The following is a 21,073-nucleotide window of genomic DNA, read 5'->3' as shown; positions in this document are numbered from 1 at the left end:
CAATTACAGTGCCGCGAAATCGAAGGATTGATACTGATCTGCGCCAATGCCGGCAAAGCTCAACAAGGCCGGCAATTGCTGGGCAAAGCCCTGGTAACCATGGTCGCCGCCGGCCTGGATGCGCAGGGCACACGCCCGGTAATACTGCTGGGCGAGGCGATAATCCAGGGTTTCATCCCCGGTCTGCAACCACACTTGATAACGCGCGGCATCCTGGGGGGCCGGGACCTCAAGCTCGGCCAGCGCCGTGACGTGGTCGTGGGTCAGCTCCCAGGTTTCATCGGTATAGAGGTTCTTCTGGGTGCCCAGGTAACCGTCGAACATCCGATGAGGGCTGACCGCCGGGTTGACCAGCAGCGCCTTGAGACCATGGCGTTCGGCAAGATGGGTTGCATAGTAGCCGCCGAGCGAGCTGCCGACCAGCAGTGGCCGCCCCAGTTCGCGGATGGCCGCCTCCAACTGCGGGATCGCCTGGCGGGGGTGGTGATGCAGGGCCGGTACGCGCAGTTGGCCGGCCAGGCCGAGGTTGTCCATCACGCGGATCAACTGGCAGGCCTTGTTGGACGCGGGCGCGCTGTTGAAACCGTGGATATACAGGATCGAAGCGGACATGCCGGGCTCTCCGTGCTTGCGCGAAAAAGGCGCAGTTTACAGGGATCGGGGTGGTGTGAGCAGCCGATCATCCAGCCCTCTCCCCACATGTCTGATCAGTGTTCGCCGCCTTTAATAGCCGTTGCTGCCGTAATCCACGGTAAAGGCAAAATTTTTCACCCGCTCCACCCCGGTTTCCAACCGCCCATCGGCGTGCAGGCGCAGCCAGCGATAGCCTGGGGCCTCTTCGCTGACATTGAAATCCTCGCTGCCCGGCGCGAACTGGATGCAGGTGGACGGTGACGCCAACAGGCGCACGCCATTGCGCTCACGGTCGATTTCCTGGTGCACATGGCCCCAGAGCACCGCCTTGACCTGAGGGAAGCGGTCGAGCACGGCAAACAGAGCCTCGGGGTTGCGCAAGCCGATGGGCTCCATCCACGCACAACCGATGGGTACCGGGTGATGGTGGAAACACACCAGGTGATGGCGGTTCGGCGCTTCACTCAAGGCTTGGGCCAAGAGTTGCAGTTGCTGGTCCTGCAAGTACCCAGGCACCGAGCCCGGCACGGCGGAGTCCAGCAGGGTGATGCGCCAATGGCCGATATCCACCACCGGTTCCAGTAAATCACTGTGCACCGCCGCGTGGGCCATGACTTGCGGCTCATCGTGGTTGCCGGGAATCCAGCGTGCCGGAACCCCAAAAGGCGCCGTCATCTCGCGAAATTGCTGATAGGACGCCAGCGTACCGTCCTGGGACAGGTCCCCGGTGGCCAACAGCAAATCGATCCGGGGCTGTTGCTCACGCACCAAGTCGATCACCCGTTGCAAGCTGTCGCGGGTGTTCATGCCCAGCAACACAGCGTCGGCCTCGGCAAACAGGTGGCTGTCGGACAACTGCACCAGCAACGTCGGCGCATCGGGGTTCAAGGTGGATACGCTCGGCAAGGCGCTCTCCCAAGGCAATCACAGGAATGGATAGTTGGGGCGATTATGCTGGGGCAGGACGCAAAGAGGAAACCTAAGGAAGCAGACGCAGTTCACATCTATCGCACGACTTCGAACTCATGGCCCAAGGCCAGGCAGTGGCTCAACCATTCACCGAGGAACACATTGAGCTGTGCTTTCTCATCGGGCTGGTGCATGAACACATTGGGGTAAGGGTAGATGCTGCGAAAGCGCCGCGCATGTTCGGCGCTGATCACTTCGGCCATCCGGGCATCGTGGTACACCTGCACTTCCAGCTGCGGCACCGGCAGCCAGGGCAGGCTGTGCTCCTGGCGCACGCGCAGGGTGGTGGTGTACGGGCAGTTGACGATGACTTCCAGGGCCAGCACGCCGAGCATCTGGTCGCCATGGGTCACGCCGATTCGCCGCGCCTCGGGGGAATGACGCATATCGGGGAGCAAGCGCATCAGCCGCGCATAGTTGGCCTCGCAAGCTGCTTGCAGCCCGATCAGGTCAACTCGATAACGTTCCCGTGCCTTTACTGCCATAACCCCCTCACTTCCGCGCGATTGAGCGCTAACCATTGCAGGGCAATAATGCTGGGCGCATTGGATATCCTGCCATCACGCACCGCTTGCAAGGCATCTTCGAAAGCCCAGGTGGTGACACGAATATCTTCTGCCTCTTCTTCCAATCCATGCACGCCACCCGCCCCCGCACTGTCGCAACGGCCCAGGTACAAGTGGACAAATTCGGTACTGCCACCCGGCGACGGGAAATATTTGGTGATCGGCCACAACGAGGAGAATGTCAGCCCAGCTTCCTCCTCGGCTTCGCGGTGTGCAACCTCCTCCGGCTGTTCATCCTTGTCGATCAGGCCAGCGACCATTTCCACCAGCCACGGGTTGTCGGTACGGCCCATGGCGCCGACGCGAAACTGCTCGATCAAGACCACCTCATCGCGCTGCGGGTCGTAAGGCAGCACGCACACGGCATCATGGCGCACGAAAACTTCGCGATTGATCACCCGGCTCATGCCACCGTCGAACTTTTCGTGGCGCAACTGCACCCGATCGAGTTTGTAGAAGCCCTGGTAAGCATTGTCGCGCTGAACAATTTCGATTTTGCTCGGCGTCGATTTCGCGATGTCCGTCATATCCTTCCTCGTTATGCCCGTGCAATTCGCGCCATCCTAACGCGGTCCTGCCCGTAGGTGCAGCCCCTTTCCAGTTGCCGGGATAGACGGCGGGCGTCAAACTCACTCTAATAATCTTAGTGGCGAACTGACTGGCCTGCCGGTAGTCGAAGGTCCACGAATTTCGCTCTTAATCGACGGACGAAGAACATACATGTCGCTTTTAAAAATCGCCTCCGTGGCCTGTATCGCCTTGACCCTCGGCGCCTGCCAGAGCCTGTTTCAACCCAGCTATCGTACCCCGCTGGAAGCCACCCGTGACGCCAGCGAACAAAGCAAGCCGGGCTGCGCCAGCGCCGATTGCCCACTGGTGAACATCGACACCGTGCACTTCGCCAAAGAACCCAAGCTGGATGCGCTGATCGAACAGCGCCTGCTGGAGATGACCCGTACCAAGCCCAGCGACCCGCTGCCGACGAGCCTGGCGACGTACAGCGAACAATTCCTGCAGACGGCCGCCCCCGGCAACAACATGTACTTGCAGGCCAAGGTACGCGAGCAGCATGACGGCTTGGTGATCATCGAGTTGTCCAGCTACCTGGACCAAGGCGTCACCCACGGCGAACCGGGCCGCGCGTTCATCAACTATTCGCGTCCGCAGCAAAAGGCCCTGACGTTGACCGACATGCTGCTGCCAGGCAAGGAAGACGCATTCTGGAAAGCCGCTCAGGTGGCCCACAACAGCTGGCTGATCAGTACGCGCCTGAGCCTGGAGCCGGAGTTCGTCAAAAGCTATCCCTTCCAGAAAACCCCGAACGTGGCGCTGACCTACGGCGGCGTGACCCTCAAGTACCCTACCACCACCATCGCGCCGTACGCCCTGGGCCACGTCGAGTTGCAGATTCCCTACTCGCGCCTGGACGGCATCCTCAAGCCTGAGCTGGTGCCCGTACGCCGCTGAAGGCCCGGCCCAGGATGAACTGCAACAGCCCTGCCAGCACCAGCGCCGGCAGGGTCGCGCCGACATCCGGATACAGGTTGGCGAGCAGATGGTAAGTCGCAATGCCCCCCAGCCACGCCAACAACGCCGGCCAACGCAGCGAAGCCACAGCGCCCTGGCCGCGGCGGCGCAGGATGAAATGATCGACCAGTACCACGCCAAAGAGCGGCGCGAATACCGAACCGATCAACAGCAGGAAGTTCTGGTACTGCGCCAACGGCGCAAAGCAGGCGATCAAGGTGCAGAGCACGCCGATCGCCAGCGCCAGGTGTTCGACTTTCAAGCGCAATAGAATCCCGCTGGACACTGCCGCCGAATGAATATCGGCAAAGGCGTTTTCCGACTCATCCAATAGGATCAGTAGCAGCGGAATGCCCAGGCCCGCCCCGGCCAAGGCCAGCAGCAGTGCGTTGACCTCCCCGCTTGGCGCAAAGGCCAGGGTGTAGGCCACGCCGAGGCTCATCAGCCAGAAGTTGCCAATGAAGAAGCCCAGCGCCGTACCGCCGAACACGCTCTTGGCGCGTTTGCCGAAGCGCGAATAATCGGCAATCAGCGGCAGCCACGACAACGGCATGGCGATCGCAATATCAAAGCCCACGGCAAACGGCATCGATCCGTCACCGGCCTGGGCCCAGAGGGCGGCAAGGTCGGCTTTGGCGAAGAGGTTCCAAGTCAGCCACAGGCACGCGCCGAGCAACAGCCAGATCCCCCACTTGCGCAAGATCTGCCGCACGAAGGTCAACGGGCCGCTGACGGCCAGCAGGGTCGCCAGGCCACCGAAAAACAGCGTCCACAGCAACGGGCTCGCCAGCAGGCTGGCGTCGCTGAAAGCCCGCACACCCAACAAGCTCGCGGCATCGCGCATGACGATGATTTCAAACGAACCCCAGCCGATCAGTTGCAGCAGGTTCAACAGCGCCGGCAGGCTGGCGCCCTTGGCACCGAGGCTGAGCTTGAGGGCGGCCATGGCGGACAGCCCGGTGTCGCTGCCGATCACGCCGACGGCGGCCAGCAACAGCACGCCGGCCAGCGTGCCGAGAAAAATCGCCAGCAATGCGCCGGACAACCCCAGGCCCGGCGCGAGCAACGCGCCGGTTTGCAGGACCATCAGGCCGATGCCGAGGGAGAACCACAAGGAGAACAGGTCGCGGGCGCCGAACACGCGCTTGTCAGCGGGGACCGCGATGTCCGGGGAATAGGTACTCGGTTGAATGCTCAAGGGTGTTATCTCTGAGGGGCACTTGTTGTCAGGGAGATTGCAATCGGGGGCAAGCCCCCTCCCACATTGGATCGGCTGTGAACACAAAAACTGTGTATGGCTCAGTCAATATGTGGGAGGGAGCTTGTCGAGTCGTCGCACCGCCCCGATGACGGCGGTACAGGCACCGCCGTCTCTGGATCAGACCTTCTTATAAAGCTGGCTGCCTTCCTGCTTGAACCGCTCCGCCTGCTCGGCCAGGCCTTTGGCCACGTCCACATCCACCGCGTCAATGCGCTGGTTGGCCGCGTACTCACGCACTTCCTGGGTGATTTTCATCGAGCAGAACTTCGGCCCGCACATCGAGCAGAAATGCGCGACCTTGGCCGAGTCCTTCGGCAGGGTTTCATCGTGATAGGACCGCGCGGTGTCCGGATCGAGGCCGAGGTTGAACTGGTCTTCCCAACGGAACTCGAAGCGCGCCTTGCTCAAGGCGTTATCGCGGATTTGCGCACCCGGATGACCTTTCGCGAGATCGGCTGCATGGGCGGCGATCTTGTAGGTGATGATCCCGGTCTTCACATCATCCTTGTTCGGCAGGCCCAGGTGTTCCTTGGGCGTGACGTAGCAGAGCATGGCGCAACCGAACCAGCCGATCATTGCCGCACCGATGCCCGATGTAATGTGGTCGTAGCCGGGTGCGATGTCGGTGGTCAGCGGGCCGAGGGTATAGAACGGCGCCTCGTCGCAGCACTCGAGTTGCTTGTCCATGTTCTCCTTGATCAATTGCATCGGCACGTGGCCGGGGCCTTCGATCATGGTTTGCACATCGTGCTTCCAGGCGATCTTGGTCAGTTCGCCAAGGGTCTCCAGCTCGCCGAATTGCGCGGCGTCGTTGGCGTCGGCAATCGAACCCGGACGCAAGCCATCGCCCAGGGAGAAGCTGACGTCATAGGCCTTCATGATTTCGCAGATTTCGTCGAAATGCGTGTAGGTGAAGTTCTCTTTATGGTGCGCCAGGCACCACTTGGCCATGATCGAACCGCCACGGGAGACGATGCCGGTGACACGCTTGGCGGTCAGTGGTACGTAGCGCAGCAACACCCCGGCGTGGATGGTGAAGTAGTCGACGCCTTGCTCGGCCTGTTCGATCAGGGTGTCGCGGAACAGCTCCCAGGTCAGGTCTTCAGCGGCGCCACCGACTTTTTCCAGGGCCTGGTAGATCGGCACGGTACCGATCGGCACCGGCGAGTTGCGAATGATCCATTCGCGGGTTTCGTGGATGTGCTTGCCGGTGGACAAGTCCATCACCGTGTCCGAGCCCCAACGAATGCCCCAGGTCAGTTTCGCCACTTCTTCTTCGATGGACGAACCCAAGGCGCTGTTGCCGATGTTGCCGTTGATCTTCACCAGGAAGTTACGGCCGATGATCATCGGTTCCAGTTCGGTGTGGTTGATGTTGGCTGGAATGATTGCGCGACCACGGGCGATTTCTTCGCGCACGAACTCCGGAGTGATGATTTTCGGCACGCTGGCGCCGAAGCTGTGGCCGGCGTGTTGCTGGTCGAGCAGGCCACTGGCGCGGGCTTCTTCAAGCTTCATGTTTTCGCGGATGGCGACGTATTCCATCTCGGCGGTGATGATGCCTTTGCGCGCGTAATGCATCTGGGTGACGTTGGCACCGGCCTTGGCGCGGCGCGGGTTCTTCACGTGGGCAAAGCGCAGGGCGGTCAGCTCGGCATCGTTCAGGCGCTGCTGGCCGAAGTGCGAGCTCAGGCCGGACAGGCGCTCGGTATCGCCCCGGGACTCGATCCACGGCGAGCGCACATCGCCCAGGCCTTTGCGCACGTCGATGATGACGTTGGGGTCGGTGTAGGGGCCGGAGGTGTCGTAGACCACCACGGGCGCATTGATTTCACCGCCGAAATCGGTGGGTGTGACGTCCAGGCTGATTTCGCGCATCGGTACGCGAATGTCCGGGCGAGTGCCTGGCACGTAGATTTTTTGCGAGCGGGTAAACGGCTGCACGGAACCGGAATCGACTTTGGCCGACTCACTCAAGTGCACGGTATTTTTTGATTTTTGGCTTTTTAATTCGGTGCTCATCACGGGCTCTCCAACTATCCAGGCGGTGGATTTTTGTCGGAGCGAACCTGTGACGGATGGACGCACTGAAAACAGTGCTGTGCTTGGTGCACGAAGGCTGTTCGATTGTCGAACAACATCCCGGACGAAGCACAAGAGGACTCGCCGGGTGACGAGAAATCTTGTTCCCTACGCAGGCGCTAACCTGATCAGGTTCAACGGGATCCGGTATTTACCGATCTCAGCCTTCAAACAAGGCACCCCGACAAGAACGTGGCCAGTCTAGACCAGGGTGGGGGCAAATTGCCAATAGCCGTGCATTCAGCGTGATGAATGGCGCATTTGCGGGATTGTTGTGCCGTGGTTGCGCCACTACACTCGGATGCTGCCTCAACGCTTGACGCCAGGAATGGCCAGCTTTAGCCTTGGGCGCTAAATTATCGCCGTAATATTCACACTAGGGATCGCCTCATGCTGCGCAAACTCTCACTGGCTCTTGCCGTGTCTTGTGCGACCAATGGAATGGTCTGGGCAGCTGAAGCGCCCTTGTCCGCCAGAACCGACCTGGTCAGCGTCTATCAGGAGGCGGTAGACAACAACGCCGACCTCGCCGCTGCCCGCGCCCAATATGGCGCACAGAAAGAAGTGGTGCCCCAGGCCCGCGCCGGCCTGCTACCGAATTTGTCGGCCGGTGCCGATATCAATAATGTGCGCACCCAGATCGACACCCCGGCCGCCACCGCCAACCGCGATGCCCACTCCTGGCGCGCGACCTTGAGCCAGCCCTTGTTCCGTGCCGACCGCTGGTTCCAGTTGCAAGCCGCCGAAGCCGTCAACGAACAGGCCGCGCTGCAACTCTCGGCCACCGAACAGAACCTGATTCTGCAAAGCGCCGAGAACTACTTCGCCGTGCTGCGTGCCCAGGACAACCTGGCCTCGACCAAGGCCGAAGAAAATGCGTTCAAGCGCCAACTGGACCAGTCCAACGAACGCTTCGACGTGGGCCTGTCGGACAAAACCGATGTGCTGCAATCCCAGGCCAGCTACGACACCGCGCGAGCCAACCGGATCGTCGCGCAACGCCAGGTAGATGACGCCTTCGAAGCGCTGATCACCCTGACCAACCGTCAATACAATTCGATCCAGGGCATTGTGCATACGCTGCCGGTGTTGCCGCCGCTGCCGAACGACGCCAAGGCCTGGGTCGAGACCGCCGGCCGCCAGAACCTCAACCTGCTTGCCAGCAACTATGCGGTGACCGCCGCCGAGGAAACGCTCAAGCAGCGCAAGGCCGGGCACGCCCCCACCCTGGACGCCGTGGCGCAGTATGAAAAGGGCGATAACGACGCGCTGGGCTTCAGTAACCCGAATGCCTTCGGCACGCCTTATGGTGGCGATGTCTCGCAACGTACCATTGGCCTGCGCCTGAACATACCGCTCTACAGCGGCGGCTTGACCAGCTCGCAAGTGCGCGAATCCTATTCGCGCCTCGGCCAGACCGAGCAGCAACGCGAAGGCCTGCGCCGCCAGGTGGTGGAAAATACGCGCAACCTGCACCGCGCAGTGAACACCGATGTGGAACAGGTCCAGGCACGCCGCCAGTCGATCATCTCCAACCAGAGCGCGGTGGAAGCCACGGAAATCGGTTACCAGGTGGGTACGCGCAATATCGTCGACGTGCTCGACGCCCAGCGCCAGCTCTACACGTCGGTGCGCAACTACAACAACAGCCGCTATGACTACATCCTCGACAACCTGCGCCTGAAACAGGCGGCGGGCACGTTGAACCCAGGGGACCTGCAGGACCTGGCGCGCTACCTCAAGGCCGACTACAACCCGGACAAGGACTTCCTGCCGCCGGACCTGGCCAAGGCGGCGGCCGAGCAGTTGAAAGCCCGCCCAGGTAATTGAACACACCGTAAAAACCCTGTGGGAGGGGGCTTGCCCCCGATAGCGGTGTACCAGGTGAACTCATGTTGACTGACACTCCGTCATCGGGGGCAAGCCCCCTTCCACATTTGGCTCGCCAGTGCGTCAGTGAGTTATCAGGCGATCAAGGCCATCCAACAATCGCTTCAAAGCGCCCTGGTTGGCCTGCATCACCTTAAGCCCCGCCTGCGCCATCCGCTGGGCGTCCTGCGGCAGCTCGAACAGTTGCCGCACGGCCTCGGCCAACCCTTCGGCGTCATCCACCTCCCGCAACGCACCCGCTTCGCGCATCATCGCGGTAATTTCGAGGAAGTTGAACACGTGGGGCCCCATGATCACCGGCTTGGCCAGCGCCGCCGGTTCCAGCGGATTATGCCCACCGGTCGCCACCAGGCTGCCACCGACGAAAGCGCTGTCGGCCAAGGCATACAGAAACAGCAATTCGCCCATGGTGTCACCGAGCAGCACCGAGGTCTGCGCGGTGACCGGCTCACCGCTGGAGCGCCGCACCGTGGCAAACCCCTGTTGCCCACACAGCTCGAACATCGGGCCGAAGCGTTCCTGGTGACGCGGCACCAGAATCAGCAACGCGTTGGGGTAGCTTTCGAGCAGTTGGCGATGGGCGGCGAGCACCACTTCATCTTCGCCTTCGTGGGTACTGGCGGCGATCCACACCGGGCGCTCAGTGGCACCCCACTGCTCGCGCAGGGCAGCGGCACGCACCGGCAATTGGGGGTCGACGGTCAGGTCGAACTTGATCGAGCCAGTCACCGTCACGGTTTCGGGGCGCGCACCCAGGCTGAGAAACCGCTGGGCCTCGGTGTGCGTCTGCACGGCGAACAGGCTCATCTGCGCCAGCATCGGTGCCGTCAGCTTGGCGAAACGCGCATACCCCTTGGCCGAACGCGCCGATAACCGCGCATTGGCCAGCGCCACCGGAATACCGCGTTGGGCGCAGGCATGGATATGGTTGGGCCACAGCTCGGTTTCCATGATCACGGCCAGCTTCGGCTGCACGCGATCAAGAAAACGCTTGGCCGCACAGGGCAAATCGTAAGGCAGGTAGCAATGCTGGATGCGCGGCTCGTTGGCGAACAACGCCTGGATGCGCTCGGACCCGGTGGGCGTCATGCAGGTGACGGTGATGGGCAGTTGTGGATAACGCGCCAACAGCCCGCGAATCATCGGCGCGGCGGCGATGCTTTCCCCCACCGACACGGCATGCACCCAGATCCCGTCGGGTTGCATCACCGGCAAGCCATAGGAAAACCGCTCGGCCACGCGTTGGGCATAGGCCGGCGCCTTGCGCGCACGCAACCACAGACGTAAGGCCACCAACGGCAGCGCCAGGTAAAACAGACAGCTGTAGAGAGTTCTATTCATGGCGGCGGAGTTTATCGGCTTTTTCAGTCGATCGCCTGCAAGCACTCGGCAAAACGTTCGGCGAGAAAGCGCGCGGCGGGGCCGAGGGGCTCATCGCGGCGCCACACCAGCTCGACCACCAACGCCGGTGGCGTCCATTCGCTGTCCAGTTCGACCATCAGGTTCTGGTACGACGGGTACTGCACCACGTGCCGGGGCAACCACGCCCAGCCCAGGCCACGGGTCAGCCACTCGGCCAGCACGTAGAAGCTGTCGGCACGCCACACCTGCGGGCTGGCGGCCTCGCTGCCGGGATAGACGCTGGTCTGGGTCGACATCAGCAACTGGCGAAATTGCGCCAGGCGCTGGCAGTCCACGGTTGCCTGCGCCGCCAGGGGATGGTTGCGACCGCACACCGTGACCATCTCCACACTGCCCACCACCCGCCGCTCCAACGCTTCCGGGATCTGGTCGTGATAAAACAGCATGCCCAGGTCGGCCTTGCGCTCCACCAGCTTGCGGGCGACATCCCCCTGGGCCGCGCTGGACAATTGCACCTCCAGGTTGGGAAAGCGTCCGGCCAAGGCATCGAGACTATCCAGAACCGGCTGATAGAGCATCGCCTCATCCTGGGCCAGGCGCAGACAAGCTTCCTCGCCACGCATCAACGACATCGCGCGGCCATTGAGGCGTTCGCACTGGCGCAAGACCTCCTTCGCTTCTTCGAGCAACACCGTGCCGGCTTCGGTCAGGCGCGGCTGGCGGCCACTGCTGCGCTCGAACAGGCTCACGCCCAAGTCCGCCTCCAGCAGGGCGATCCCATTGCTGACCGCCGACTGCGCCTTGCGCTGCTCCCGCGCCACTGCCGAAAACGAGCGCTGCTCGGCCACCCTGACAAACAAGCGCATCTGCTCCAGATTCCACTGCACGCCCATGGCTCAACCTATCTCCAATCCAGATAGGTAATGACTTTACCCCATCTAGCGAAGCCCTAAAATACCGACATCATCAAGTGCGCTCTACACCGAGGATCTACCCATGAACCCTGCCTACTACTACCTGGCCATTGCCATCTGCTCGGAAGTGATCGCCACCGTGTCCATGAAAGCCATCAAGGGCTGGAGCACCCCTATCCCGCTGTTGCTGGTGATCGTGGGCTACGGCGTGGCCTTCTGGATGCTGACCCTGGTGGTGCGTACCGTCCCCGTGGGTGTGGCCTACGCGGTTTGGGCCGGGATGGGCATTGTGATGGTCAGCATTGCCGCGCTGTTCATCTATGGCCAGAAGCTCGATCTGCCGGCAATGCTCGGGATGGGCTTGATCGTGTTGGGCGTAGTGGTGATTCAGCTCTTCTCGAAAACCGCCGGCCACTGAGATCCCCTGCCAATATTGATCCCGGGCAAAGATCGATCCGTTGAGTCTGTATACTTGGCAACTTGATTTGAACACTGAGGTTGCCCATGCCATCCGTTATTTCCACCGACGTTCTGATTGTCGGCGCCGGGGTTGCCGGCCTCTGGCTCAATGCGCGCCTGCGCCGCCAGGGTTTTTCCACGGTGGTGGTGGAAAGCGCCACCCTCGGTGGCGGGCAGAGCGTGAAGTCTCAGGGGATCATTCACGGCGGCGCCAAGTACGCCCTGCACGGCGCCCTCACCGGCGCCTCCGAGGCGATTTCCGATATGCCGCGCCGCTGGCGCGAAGCGCTCGCGGGCAACGGCGAGCTGGACTTGTCCGGCGTGCGCCTGCTGTCTGAAGCCCATTACCTCTGGTCCCCTGGCACACTCGCCGGCAACCTCACCAGCTTTTTCGCCAGCAAGGCCGTGCGCGGCCGTGTCGACCAGGTCAAGGGCGACGATCTGCCGCTGGCCCTGCAAGACCGCCGTTTCAAGGGCAAGGTCTATCGCCTGGCGGAATTGGTCATCGATGTTCCCAGCCTGATCGAACGCCTGGCGCAACTGGCCGGTGATGGCTTGCTCGCCGGGCAACACATCGAACCGCTGCGCGATGGCGACACATTGATCGGCTTGAAAGTCGATGGCCGCGAGATCCGCGCCCAGCGCATCGTATTGAGTGCCGGCGGCGGCACTGCAGAGTTGCTGGCGGCCCTGGGCCTGAGCCAGCCGGCCATGCAGACACGCCCGTTGCACATGATCATCGCCAAAGGCCCAGGGTTGAAGCCGCTGTACGCCCACTGCCTGGGCGGCGGTACCAAGCCGCGCGTTACCGTCACCACCCACCCGGCCGCCGATGGCAATTGGGTCTGGTACCTGGGCGGCGAAATTGCCGAGGCCGATGGCGTGGCGCGCACGCCTGAAGAGCAAATCGCCACGGCCCAGAAAGAGCTGGCGCATTTGCTGCCGTGGATCGACATGAGCCAGACCCAGTGGGCCACCCTGCGCGTCGACCGCGCCGAGCCGCTGCAATCGGGCCTGAGCCGCCCCGACAACGCCTTCCTCGCCGAAGAAGGCCACCTGCTGGTGGGCTGGCCGACCAAACTGGCCCTGGCGCCGGACTTCGCCGATCGAGTGATCCACGCCCTGGAGCGCGACGGTATCCACCCAGGCCCGGCCACCCCGCTTCCCTACCTGCCCAAGCCCGCCATCGGCCAACCCGCCTGGGAGCAACTGCTGCCATGACCTTGCCCACCCTGCACGACCTGCATCGCCCCCTGGGCAGCACCGGCCTGCTGGTGTCGCCGCTGGGCCTGGGCACCGTCAAGCTGGGCCGCGACCAAGGGGTGAAATACCCCAGCGGCTTCCAGATTCCCGATGATGACGAAGCGCGGATGCTGCTACGCCAAGCCCGCCAACTGGGCATCAACCTGATCGACACCGCTCCCGCCTACGGCCGCAGTGAAGAACGCCTGGGCCCGCTGTTACGCGGCCAGCGCCAGGACTGGGTGATTGTCAGCAAGGTCGGCGAAGAGTTCGAGGAAGGCGTGTCCCGGCACGATTTCAGCGCGGCCCATACCCGAATGTCGGTCGAGCGCAGCCTGAAACGACTGGAAACGGACTTCATCGACCTGGTGCTGGTGCATTCCGACGGCAATGACCTGCATATCCTCAACGACTGCGAGGTCTACCAGACCCTGGCCGAGCTGAAACGCGAAGGCAAGATCCGTGGTTTCGGCTTCTCCGGCAAAACTGTCGAGGGCGGTGTGAAGGCCCTGGAACAGGGTGATTGTGCGATGGTCACCTACAATCTGAACGAACAGGCCGAGAAAGCCGTCATTGATTATGCAGCGGTCCATGGCAAGGGCATCCTGGTGAAAAAAGCCTTGGCCAGCGGCCACGTGTGCCTGGAGCCTGGAATGGATCCAGTTCGCGCCAGTTTCATGTTGTTGTTTGCGCAAACGGGCGTCGCCAGTGCTATTGTCGGGACCATTAATCCGCTGCACCTGGCTCATAACGTGGCGACCGCTGCCCAGGTCATTCGTCAACTCTGATGCCGCCGACGCGGCCGACCCCGTCGCAGGAAGGAGCCGACATGCCGCGAACCCTCATAAGAAAAAACCCCAGCAACTTCAAGACACTGCCGCTGCACGTCGAAGCGACCCCCGAAGGCTTGAGTTACCAGAGCGTCGGCATGCCGCTCAACTTCGCCCAGACCCTGCAACGACGCAAGCCGGTCGAGGTGGCAGACCCCGAGCGTTTTGTCCTGGAACTGGCGAACCTCGGGGTATCAGTGCGCCTGACCCTGCATTGGCAAAACAAGGATTACTGGGTACTGGTGCGCCAGCGCCGCCAGGATCGGGGCGATGTGGTGCTCAAGCTGATCTCCGGCTATGTCCCCGCCCATGAACTGAACCTGCCGCTGCACACCGCCATCCAGGAAATTGCCGAAGAATGCCTGCTGGAAACCCCCGAAGGCTGGCTGAGCGGACGTTTCAACGATACCTGGCTACCGGCCCCCTACTCCTCAGCCCTGCACTACCGCGAAGCCCTGCCGTTTCGCCTCAGCCCACTGTCCGGCGCGGCACGCCCGGTGCGCTGTGCGACAACCCAATTGATCGAACGCCCACGAGCCTACGTGCACCTGCCCACGGCGTCGCTGCAACTGATCTATGACTTGCGCCTGGAAGTGCCGAAGGAAGCCAAGTCCCTGAGCCTGTTCCATGTGGATGAACGACTGGAAGGCGACCAACTGGTCGCACGCCTGGATCGCCAACGTCCGGACCTGTACCTCATGCCGCTTAAGGACGGCCAGCCGCTGCCCGAGCTGTACACGGTCAAGAAAGACCAACTGTACCCGGCGAGCACTCGGGGTTTGTACCTGGCCGAAAGCTTCGCTCAGCAGGAGGGCTGGGTGGTGCGTGACGAGCGCATTCGCTGGAAGGATTGGCTCAGGCAGCAAGGCCTGTCACAACCTGAAAAAGAATCGAAATTGAAAGCCCTGACCGGCAAGGCGCGGCAGATGCTGCGCAAGATCGTGCCGAAGAAAAAGGCCAGTCGCTAGCGCCCAAGGAACGCAGAACGCTTCATGGAGCAGGACGAATATGGGAGCCCTCGAGCCCCCACATTCGATCAGATCAGCCGTTAAGCAGCCGCTCGAGGCCTACCTTCAATGGGGTGGGCTCTGGCAGTTTGAAGTTGGCCAACAACCTCTGGTTATTCGCCCGCGAATGCCGGATATCCCCCGAGCGCGCCGGCCCGTAAGTGATAACCGGCAGCGCGCCAACCACCTCTTCCAGCGCCTGCAACACCTGCTTGAGCGTGGTGGTGCGGTTCCAGCCCACGTTGATCGCCCCCAGCGGTGCATCCTCGACCTCGATAGCCTGCACCAGCACGTCCACCAGGTCTTCCACGTACATGAAATCGCGGGTTTGCTCACCGTCGCCGAACACGGCAATCGGCACGCCCTGTTGCACACGCTCACTGAAGATACTGATCACCCCGGAATACGGCGAGGACGGATCCTGGCGTGGCCCGAAGATATTGAAGAAACGGAAGATCACCGGCTCCAGGCCATGCTGGCGGCGGTAGAAGTCGAAATAGTGCTCACCGGCCAGCTTGTCCGAGGCATAGGGTGTCAACGGTGCCTTGGTGGTCTCTTCGTCAATCGAAGCGCCCTCGCCGTTGTTGCCATACACCGCGGCACTGGAGGCAAACACCACACGCTTCACACCGGCCTTGCGCATGGCTTCGCACACATTCAAGGTGCCGACGAAATTACTCTGGTGCGTACTGACCGGGTCATCCACCGACGCCTGGACCGAGGCCACGGCAGCCAGGTGGACCACTGCACAAACGCCGACCGCCGCACGCGCCACCAGCGCTGCGTCAGCAACATCGCCCTCAACCAGTTCGACGCGAGGATTGTCCAGCGCCAGGTTGCTGCGCTTGCCGGTGGACAGGTCATCCAGCACCCGCACGGCATAACCCTTGGCGAGCAAGGCATCGACCAGGTGCGAGCCAATAAAGCCCGCCCCCCCGGTAATCAGGACCCGCTTATCAGCGTTACTCATTGTTGCGGATCTTCTCGACGATGGCGGTGGTCGAGCTGTTCTCGACCAAACCCAGCACTTTGACCTTACCGCCGTAGGCACTGACGATATCGGCTCCCACGACCTGGTCGACGGAATAATCACCGCCCTTGACCAACACGTCCGGCTTGACCTGGGCCAGCAGGTTCTCAGGCGTGGCTTCCGGGAAGCTGATGACCCAATCTACCGCGCCCAGGCCAGCGAGCACCGCCATGCGCCGGTCAACACTGTTGATCGGACGACCAGGGCCTTTGAGACGGCTGACCGAAGCGTCGTCGTTGACCGCGACGATCAGGCGATCGCCTTGGGCGCGCGCCTGCTCCAGGTAGGTCACGTGGCCGGCGTGCAGGATGTCGAAGCAACCGTTGGTGAACACAATGCTTTCGTTGTGGGCTCGCGCATCGTCGATCGCCAGCAGCAATTGCTCGATCGTCAGCACGCCACGCTCCGAACCTTCGGAACGCTGGATCGCCCGGCGCAATTCAGGCGCGCTGATGGCCGCGGTCCCCAGCTTGCCGACCACGATGCCCGCCGCCAGGTTGGCCAGGGCTACCGCGTGGGGCAGTTCCTCGCCGGCCGCAATGGACGCGGCCAGGGTGGAAATCACGGTGTCACCGGCGCCGGTGACGTCGAACACTTCACGGGCCCGTGCCGGCAGGTGCATCGCCGGGTGGTCGGGGCGCAGCAAGGTCATGCCGTGCTCGCCACGGGTCACCAGCAAGGCGCCCAAATCAAGCTCGGCCATCAGCGTTGCGCCCTTGCTCACCAGCTCATGTTCGTCGGCGCAACCGCCAACGATGGCTTCGAACTCGCTGAGGTTCGGGGTGATCAGGCTGGCGCCCCGATAGATCGAGAAGTCCTTGCCCTTGGGATCGGCCAATACCGGAATGTTGCGGGCCTTGGCGGCCTGGATCAGTACCTGGTGGTTCCTCAAGGCGCCTTTGCCGTAGTCGGACAACACCAGCACCTTGATGCCTTCGAGCAACGCGTCGACCTGGCTGCTGAGGGCCTGGGCGTCGGTGGCGAAGGGTTCTTCAAAATCGATACGCAGCAATTGCTGGTGACGACTCATCACCCGCAACTTGACGATCGTCGGCTGATGGGCGATGCGTTGGAACACCGCGCGTACACCGGCGCCACGCAGGCTGTTGGCCAGGCTGTCGGCGGCTTCGTCGTCGCCGGTCACACCCACCAGAGAAGCTGGGGCGCCGAGGGCGGCAATATTAAGGGCAACGTTGGCAGCGCCGCCTGGACGGTCTTCGATTTGCTCGACCTTGACTACCGGTACCGGCGCCTCAGGGGAAATCCGTGAGGTACCGCCATGCCAGTAACGGTCGAGCATGACATCGCCGACCACCAAGACAGGGGCTTGATCGAATCGCGGCATGGACAACTTCATGGAGCAACCCACATACAAAATGAACAGGGGCGCGATATTAGCACAGGGTTGCGGGAGGTTTGCGGGAGGGTTGCAATGTGGGCGCCGGCTTGTCGAGGCAAGCCGGCTCCCACAGGATCAGGTGATATCAGCAGTAACCGGCGCATCCAGGCCCATGGCATGCAAGCGGGCGTAGTAGCCATTCTGCGCGAGCAGTTCGCTGTGGGTGCCACGCTCGACAATGCGACCGTCGTCCATCACCAGGATCAGGTCGGCCTTCTCGATGGTGGACAAGCGGTGCGCGATCACCAGAGTGGTGCGGCCTTGCATGACCTTGTCCAAGGCGGCCTGGATATGCCGCTCGGACTCGGTGTCGAGGGCCGAGGTGGCCTCGTCGAGAATCAGCAGCGGCGCGTTCTTCAGCAAGGCACGGGCAATGGCCAGGCGCTGGCGTTGACCACCGGACAGCAGCACGCCATTTTCGCCGACCTGGGTATCGAAGCCCTTGGGCAACTGGTCGATGAAGTCCTTGGCATTGGCATCCGCCGCCGCCGCTTCAACGTCGGCCCGGGGCGCGCCGGCCAGGTCGCCGTAGGCGATGTTGTTGTTCACCGTGTCGCTGAACAGCGTCACATGCTGGGTCACCTGGGCAATATGCTTGCGCAGGTTGAGCAGCTTGTAGTCTTCGATCTCGACGCCATCCAGCAGGATTTCCCCGCTTTCATGGTGGTAGAAACGCGGGATCAGGCTGGCCAGGGTCGACTTGCCGCTGCCCGAGCGCCCGACCAGGGCGATCATCTGCCCAGGTTCGGCGGTAAAGCTGATGTCCTTGAGGACATGGCGCTCGGTACCGGGGTAGGTGAAGTTCAGGTTGCGCACTTCCAGGCGCCCATTGACCTGGTCACGCTCGATGGTGCCGCGGTCGACTTCAACTTCTTCGTCCAACTGCTCGAAAATGCTTTCGGCGCCGGCCACGCCCTTCTGGATAGTCGAGCTGACTTCCGAAAGCTGGCGGATCGGCTTGGGCAGCAAACCGGCCAAGGTGATGTAGGCCACCATGTCACCGGCCGACGCGTCACCGCGAAGATAAAGAACCAGGAACATCAGCACCGCCATGGCGGTGTAGATCACCAGTTGCAGGGCCGGGGTGTAGATCGCCCCGGTGCGGGTCATGCTCAACTGTTTGTTGGTGTTGCTCTGGCTGGCCTTGAGGAAGCGCTTCTCCTCGTAGACTTCGCCGCCGAAGCTGCGCACCACGCGGTAGCCCTGGATGGTTTCCGAGGCCACGTGGGTGACGTCGCCCATGGCGACCTGGATCTTCTTGCTCTGCTTGCGGAATTTCTTGCTGGCCGTGCTGACCATCACCGCGATCAGCGGCAGGATGGCGATCATCACCAGCGTCAGGCGCCAGTTCATGAACAGCAGCGAGGCAAACAGGAAGATCACCGTCATGCCTTCGCGTATCACCACCTTGATCGCATCGGTCGCCGCCCCCGTGACCATGGTCACGTTGAAGGTGATGCGCGAAATCAGGTGCCCTGAGTTGTGATTGTCGAAATAGCGGTTGGGCAGGGTCAGCAGGTTATTGAACAACTGCACGCGCAGGTCATGGACCAGGCCCAGTGACACCTTGGCCAGCAGGTAGTTGCCCAGGAACGAACCCAGGCCCTGCCAGGCCGCGATCAGGATGATCAGCAGCGGCACGGCTTGCAGCAACTGCAGGTCACGCAGGAACGGCACGCTGGGGAACAGCACAGCTTCCGGATTGGAAAGGCCGTCGACAAAGTACTTGAGGATGTAACCCAGCATTGGCTGGGTCGACGCGAAAATCAGAAATCCGACGATACTCAGCGCGAACAAGCCCGCGTAGGGCCTGACGTAACTGAGCAGGCGGAAGTATATTTTCAAGCTCGAAGGGCTTGCGCTCGGACTGGAGTCGGTCATATCACGCGGCGTTTTGAAAAAGGAGGCTGACTTTAGCACAGCTTCTCTGTTGTACTTGCACCCGGCATGACCCACAACCCGGTTGGATCCAACCGGCGACATTATATAGCCACTACTTTAAGATGGTCGGCTTTCTCAATCTGGAATGGCTTTGCGTATGCACTCCAAGCGCCTGATGTATGGCTCAAATCGCGTTTTCGACTTTCTGGTTCTCTGGATTTTGCCCATTGGCTTGTTGTTGTTGCTGAGCTCGCTGTTCTTCGTCACCAATCGCAATGTGCTGCACAAGTTCTACTACGCCCTGTTCAGTGCGCCGACCTTGCTGCTGCTGTGCCTGCGCCCGCGGGAATTCAAGGAACTGTTGCGCGAGCCGCTGGCGATCGCATTCCTGGTGTTTTCCGCCTGGGCCCTGATCAGCCTGTTCTGGAGCCCGGAGCAACACCCGGACACGGACCTGTTCAAGCGTCCCCTGCACACGTTCATGCTGTTTGCCGGCTGCGGGCTGTTGCTGCATTACCGCAATGAACTGTTCAAGCCGATTTTCTTCAGTGCGGCGGTGATCGCACTGGTGGTCTGCCTGTGCAACCTCGTGGCATTCGTCAAGGGTTTCGAGCCGGGCATGCGCATGATCGGCGGCCGCGGCGCCCTCGATAACCCCCTGCTCAGTTCCCACGTATTCGGCTTCTTCTGCGTTTACTGGCTGTATGTCTGCATGACCACCCAGCGCCTGAGCGTGCTGTGGTTCAGCGTACCCGCCCTGGCTATCATGACCGCGACGGTCCTGGCCACCGGCTCGCGCACGCCACTGGTGGCACTGACGCTGGCCATCCTCTGGATGACCTTTATCAGCCGTAATCGCCGCTCGGCACTGCTGATCGCGGGCATGGTCGTGGGCGCCGCCGGGCTCCTGCTGTTCTACCCGGAACTGATCACCAACCGGGGCAGTTCGTTCCGCTTTGAACTGTGGGGCATGTCGCTGCAACGCATCGCCGCACACCCGTGGATTGGCCACAGCTACGATTCGGAGCTGTACCTGACCCTGGCCGATGGCTTCCAACTGCGCGAGCCCCACAGCTTCGCCCTGGGCGTGTTGTATTACGTCGGTATCATCGGGTTTATCCCGTGGATCTTCATGCTCGGCTGGGGCCTGTACAAAGGCTTCAAGGAACGTGCGCAGCCGCTGTTTATCCTGGCATCTTCCCTGCTGATGTACGGCATCGGCGCCGGCCTGACCGAAGGCGGCGGCATCCTGTCGCGACCCAAGGAGCACTGGTTTGTCTTGTGGATCCCACTGGCTCTCATCGCCGGCCTGAGCATCGCCCAGCGTCGTCGCAGCGTGCTGCGCATGCCGGTACAAGCCCTCAAGCCAGCCGCCTTCGAGCAACTGTGCAGCCATGCACACGTCATCGAAGCCGACGGCCTGGGCCCGAAAGTCCTGCGCCTGGCTGACGGCCGTTTCCTCAAGGTCTTCCGCCCGCGGCGCTGGTACACCTCGGGCAGCTTCAACCCCTACTCCGAGCGGTTTGCCAGTAACGCCGAGCAATTGCGTACCCTGGGTATCCCCACGCCGCAGATTCTTGGCCTGTATGGGCTGCACGACGGCAGCAGCGCCGTGATCTACTCGCCGCTGCCCGGCCTGACCCTGCGCCAGGCCCTGCAAAGCCTGGACAGCAGCCTGCGCGAGTCGCTGATCGAGCGCTTCGGCCAGTTCATGGCCCAGTTGCATGAGCGCGGCGTGTACTTCCGTTCGTTGCACCTGGGGAACGTGCTGCTGATGGATGACGGTGAGTTCGGCCTGATCGATATCGCCGACCTGCGCATCTTCCCTTCGCCGCTGCGCAACGCCCTGCGCCAGCGCAACCTGCGTCATATGCAACGCTACCCGCAGGACCGCGCCTGGTTGTTCGAGACTCACTTCGAACAGCTGGCCAAAGGTTATGCGGCCGTTGCCAGCCAAGGCGCCACTGCGAAGATTCGGGCACAGGTGCAGGCTTTGGCGATTCCCAGCGTCTGATAAAAAA

General features: G+C 62.0%; 18 protein-coding genes and 1 riboswitch. Of the genes, 7 read left to right on the top strand and 11 right to left on the bottom strand.

The genetic code is table 11. The features are described 5' to 3' along the window. Nucleotides 1-3: 3 nt before the first annotated feature. The 4 genes from A7317_RS02355 to A7317_RS02340 form a co-directional block, all read right to left on the bottom strand. Nucleotides 4-612 carry a YqiA/YcfP family alpha/beta fold hydrolase gene (locus A7317_RS02355; RefSeq protein ID WP_024073061.1) on the bottom strand — a complete coding sequence of 203 codons (609 nt, stop codon included), beginning with the start codon at nucleotides 610-612 and terminating at the stop codon, nucleotides 4-6. A gap of 111 nt (nucleotides 613-723) precedes the next feature. Next, complete coding sequence (cpdA, locus tag A7317_RS02350; RefSeq protein ID WP_069075142.1) at nucleotides 724-1,539, bottom strand: 3',5'-cyclic-AMP phosphodiesterase; 816 nt, start codon at nucleotides 1,537-1,539, stop codon at nucleotides 724-726. Between the two features lie 98 nt (nucleotides 1,540-1,637). Continuing rightward, nucleotides 1,638-2,087 (bottom strand): DUF1249 domain-containing protein, encoded by a 450-nt coding sequence (locus A7317_RS02345; protein ID WP_024073059.1) that lies wholly within the window; start codon nucleotides 2,085-2,087, stop codon nucleotides 1,638-1,640. Next, complete coding sequence (locus tag A7317_RS02340) at nucleotides 2,078-2,695, bottom strand: NUDIX domain-containing protein (protein ID WP_024073058.1); 618 nt, start codon at nucleotides 2,693-2,695, stop codon at nucleotides 2,078-2,080. Before A7317_RS02340 ends, A7317_RS02345 begins: the two co-directional genes overlap by 10 nt. Nucleotides 2,696-2,888: 193 nt before the next feature. On the opposite strand from A7317_RS02340, the gene A7317_RS02335 reads away from it, so the two are divergent. Further along, nucleotides 2,889-3,635, top strand: a complete 747-nt coding sequence (locus A7317_RS02335; protein ID WP_024073057.1) for an RsiV family protein — start codon at nucleotides 2,889-2,891, stop codon at nucleotides 3,633-3,635. Here the strand turns inward: A7317_RS02335 and cytX are convergent. Together cytX and thiC are read right to left on the bottom strand one after the other, a co-directional pair. After that, nucleotides 3,604-4,893: a putative hydroxymethylpyrimidine transporter CytX gene (gene cytX, locus A7317_RS02330; protein ID WP_069075141.1), complete on the bottom strand. Its 1,290-nt coding sequence runs from the start codon at nucleotides 4,891-4,893 to the stop codon at nucleotides 3,604-3,606. The genes A7317_RS02335 and cytX overlap by 32 nt on opposite strands. Before the next feature lie 180 nt (nucleotides 4,894-5,073). Continuing rightward, nucleotides 5,074-6,978 carry a phosphomethylpyrimidine synthase ThiC gene (gene thiC, locus A7317_RS02325; RefSeq protein WP_024073055.1) on the bottom strand — a complete coding sequence of 635 codons (1,905 nt, stop codon included), beginning with the start codon at nucleotides 6,976-6,978 and terminating at the stop codon, nucleotides 5,074-5,076. Between the two features lie 148 nt (nucleotides 6,979-7,126). Continuing rightward, nucleotides 7,127-7,232, bottom strand: a riboswitch (TPP riboswitch). 196 nt (nucleotides 7,233-7,428) lie between these two features. Here thiC and A7317_RS02320 point away from each other — a divergent pair. Then, nucleotides 7,429-8,868 (top strand): TolC family outer membrane protein, encoded by a 1,440-nt coding sequence (locus A7317_RS02320; protein ID WP_069075140.1) that lies wholly within the window; start codon nucleotides 7,429-7,431, stop codon nucleotides 8,866-8,868. Nucleotides 8,869-8,991: 123 nt separating this feature from the next. Here A7317_RS02320 and waaA read toward each other — a convergent pair whose 3' ends face one another. Continuing rightward, complete coding sequence (waaA, locus tag A7317_RS02315) at nucleotides 8,992-10,269, bottom strand: lipid IV(A) 3-deoxy-D-manno-octulosonic acid transferase (RefSeq protein WP_069075139.1); 1,278 nt, start codon at nucleotides 10,267-10,269, stop codon at nucleotides 8,992-8,994. A 23-nt stretch (nucleotides 10,270-10,292) separates the two neighbouring features. Further along, on the bottom strand, nucleotides 10,293-11,183 hold the full coding sequence (locus A7317_RS02310) for a LysR family transcriptional regulator (protein WP_024073052.1): 891 nt from the start codon (nucleotides 11,181-11,183) through the stop codon (nucleotides 10,293-10,295). 103 nt (nucleotides 11,184-11,286) lie between these two features. On the opposite strand from A7317_RS02310, the gene A7317_RS02305 reads away from it, so the two are divergent. The 4 genes from A7317_RS02305 to A7317_RS02290 all read left to right on the top strand — a co-directional run bounded on the left by A7317_RS02305 (nucleotide 11,287) and on the right by A7317_RS02290 (nucleotide 14,703). Then, complete coding sequence (locus A7317_RS02305) at nucleotides 11,287-11,622, top strand: DMT family transporter (protein ID WP_024073051.1); 336 nt, start codon at nucleotides 11,287-11,289, stop codon at nucleotides 11,620-11,622. An 86-nt stretch (nucleotides 11,623-11,708) separates the two neighbouring features. After that, nucleotides 11,709-12,884, top strand: coding sequence for an NAD(P)/FAD-dependent oxidoreductase (locus A7317_RS02300; protein ID WP_069075138.1), 1,176 nt, complete (start codon nucleotides 11,709-11,711; stop codon nucleotides 12,882-12,884). Beyond that, nucleotides 12,881-13,693, top strand: a complete 813-nt coding sequence (locus A7317_RS02295) for an aldo/keto reductase (RefSeq protein WP_024073049.1) — start codon at nucleotides 12,881-12,883, stop codon at nucleotides 13,691-13,693. The genes A7317_RS02300 and A7317_RS02295 overlap by 4 nt, the downstream gene beginning before the upstream one ends. 41 nt (nucleotides 13,694-13,734) lie before the next feature. After that, a complete protein-coding gene (locus tag A7317_RS02290) occupies nucleotides 13,735-14,703 on the top strand; it encodes a hypothetical protein (protein ID WP_024073048.1) in 969 nt (322 codons plus the stop codon). A 73-nt stretch (nucleotides 14,704-14,776) separates the two neighbouring features. Here the strand turns inward: A7317_RS02290 and A7317_RS02285 are convergent, their stop codons facing one another. From A7317_RS02285 to msbA, 3 genes are all read right to left on the bottom strand, one after another. Further along, entirely contained in the window at nucleotides 14,777-15,712 is a 936-nt protein-coding gene (locus A7317_RS02285; protein ID WP_069075137.1) for an NAD-dependent epimerase/dehydratase family protein, read from the bottom strand. Then, nucleotides 15,705-17,129 carry a bifunctional D-glycero-beta-D-manno-heptose-7-phosphate kinase/D-glycero-beta-D-manno-heptose 1-phosphate adenylyltransferase HldE gene (hldE, locus tag A7317_RS02280; protein ID WP_024073046.1) on the bottom strand — a complete coding sequence of 475 codons (1,425 nt, stop codon included), beginning with the start codon at nucleotides 17,127-17,129 and terminating at the stop codon, nucleotides 15,705-15,707. The genes A7317_RS02285 and hldE overlap by 8 nt, the downstream gene beginning before the upstream one ends. 117 nt (nucleotides 17,130-17,246) lie before the next feature. Next, nucleotides 17,247-19,052 (bottom strand): lipid A export permease/ATP-binding protein MsbA, encoded by a 1,806-nt coding sequence (msbA, locus tag A7317_RS02275; RefSeq protein WP_069075136.1) that lies wholly within the window; start codon nucleotides 19,050-19,052, stop codon nucleotides 17,247-17,249. A gap of 157 nt (nucleotides 19,053-19,209) precedes the next feature. Between msbA and A7317_RS02270 the strand changes: the two genes are divergently transcribed. Further along, the gene (locus tag A7317_RS02270; protein ID WP_069075135.1) at nucleotides 19,210-21,066 is read left to right on the top strand and encodes a bifunctional O-antigen ligase/aminoglycoside phosphotransferase family protein; all 1,857 of its coding nucleotides are present in this window, start codon (nucleotides 19,210-19,212) and stop codon (nucleotides 21,064-21,066) included. Nucleotides 21,067-21,073: the final 7 nt, after the last annotated feature.

The organism is Pseudomonas fluorescens (assembly GCF_001708445.1).
In the GTDB taxonomy this organism is placed as follows: domain Bacteria; phylum Pseudomonadota; class Gammaproteobacteria; order Pseudomonadales; family Pseudomonadaceae; genus Aquipseudomonas; species Aquipseudomonas gorinensis.
The sequence above is the reverse complement of the archived record's forward strand: the minus strand, read 5'-3'. Positions and strand labels throughout refer to the sequence as shown.

Bases quoted from the DNA above. Each gene is read 5' to 3' on its own strand.
- A7317_RS02290 (WP_024073048.1), top strand. From the start codon at position 13,735: ATGCCGCGAACCCTCATAAGAAAAAACCCCAGCAACTTCAAGACACTG.
- A7317_RS02300 (WP_069075138.1), top strand. From the start codon at position 11,709: ATGCCATCCGTTATTTCCACCGACGTTCTGATTGTCGGCGCCGGGGTT.
- A7317_RS02355 (WP_024073061.1), bottom strand. From the start codon at position 612: ATGTCCGCTTCGATCCTGTATATCCACGGTTTCAACAGCGCGCCCGCG.
- A7317_RS02305 (WP_024073051.1), top strand. From the start codon at position 11,287: ATGAACCCTGCCTACTACTACCTGGCCATTGCCATCTGCTCGGAAGTG.
- msbA (WP_069075136.1), bottom strand. From the start codon at position 19,052: ATGACCGACTCCAGTCCGAGCGCAAGCCCTTCGAGCTTGAAAATATAC.
- A7317_RS02270 (WP_069075135.1), top strand. From the start codon at position 19,210: ATGCACTCCAAGCGCCTGATGTATGGCTCAAATCGCGTTTTCGACTTT.
- thiC (WP_024073055.1), bottom strand. From the start codon at position 6,978: ATGAGCACCGAATTAAAAAGCCAAAAATCAAAAAATACCGTGCACTTG.
- A7317_RS02320 (WP_069075140.1), top strand. From the start codon at position 7,429: ATGCTGCGCAAACTCTCACTGGCTCTTGCCGTGTCTTGTGCGACCAAT.
- A7317_RS02345 (WP_024073059.1), bottom strand. From the start codon at position 2,087: ATGGCAGTAAAGGCACGGGAACGTTATCGAGTTGACCTGATCGGGCTG.
- hldE (WP_024073046.1), bottom strand. From the start codon at position 17,129: ATGAAGTTGTCCATGCCGCGATTCGATCAAGCCCCTGTCTTGGTGGTC.
- A7317_RS02285 (WP_069075137.1), bottom strand. From the start codon at position 15,712: ATGAGTAACGCTGATAAGCGGGTCCTGATTACCGGGGGGGCGGGCTTT.
- A7317_RS02340 (WP_024073058.1), bottom strand. From the start codon at position 2,695: ATGACGGACATCGCGAAATCGACGCCGAGCAAAATCGAAATTGTTCAG.
- A7317_RS02310 (WP_024073052.1), bottom strand. From the start codon at position 11,183: ATGGGCGTGCAGTGGAATCTGGAGCAGATGCGCTTGTTTGTCAGGGTG.
- A7317_RS02335 (WP_024073057.1), top strand. From the start codon at position 2,889: ATGTCGCTTTTAAAAATCGCCTCCGTGGCCTGTATCGCCTTGACCCTC.
- A7317_RS02295 (WP_024073049.1), top strand. From the start codon at position 12,881: ATGACCTTGCCCACCCTGCACGACCTGCATCGCCCCCTGGGCAGCACC.
- waaA (WP_069075139.1), bottom strand. From the start codon at position 10,269: ATGAATAGAACTCTCTACAGCTGTCTGTTTTACCTGGCGCTGCCGTTG.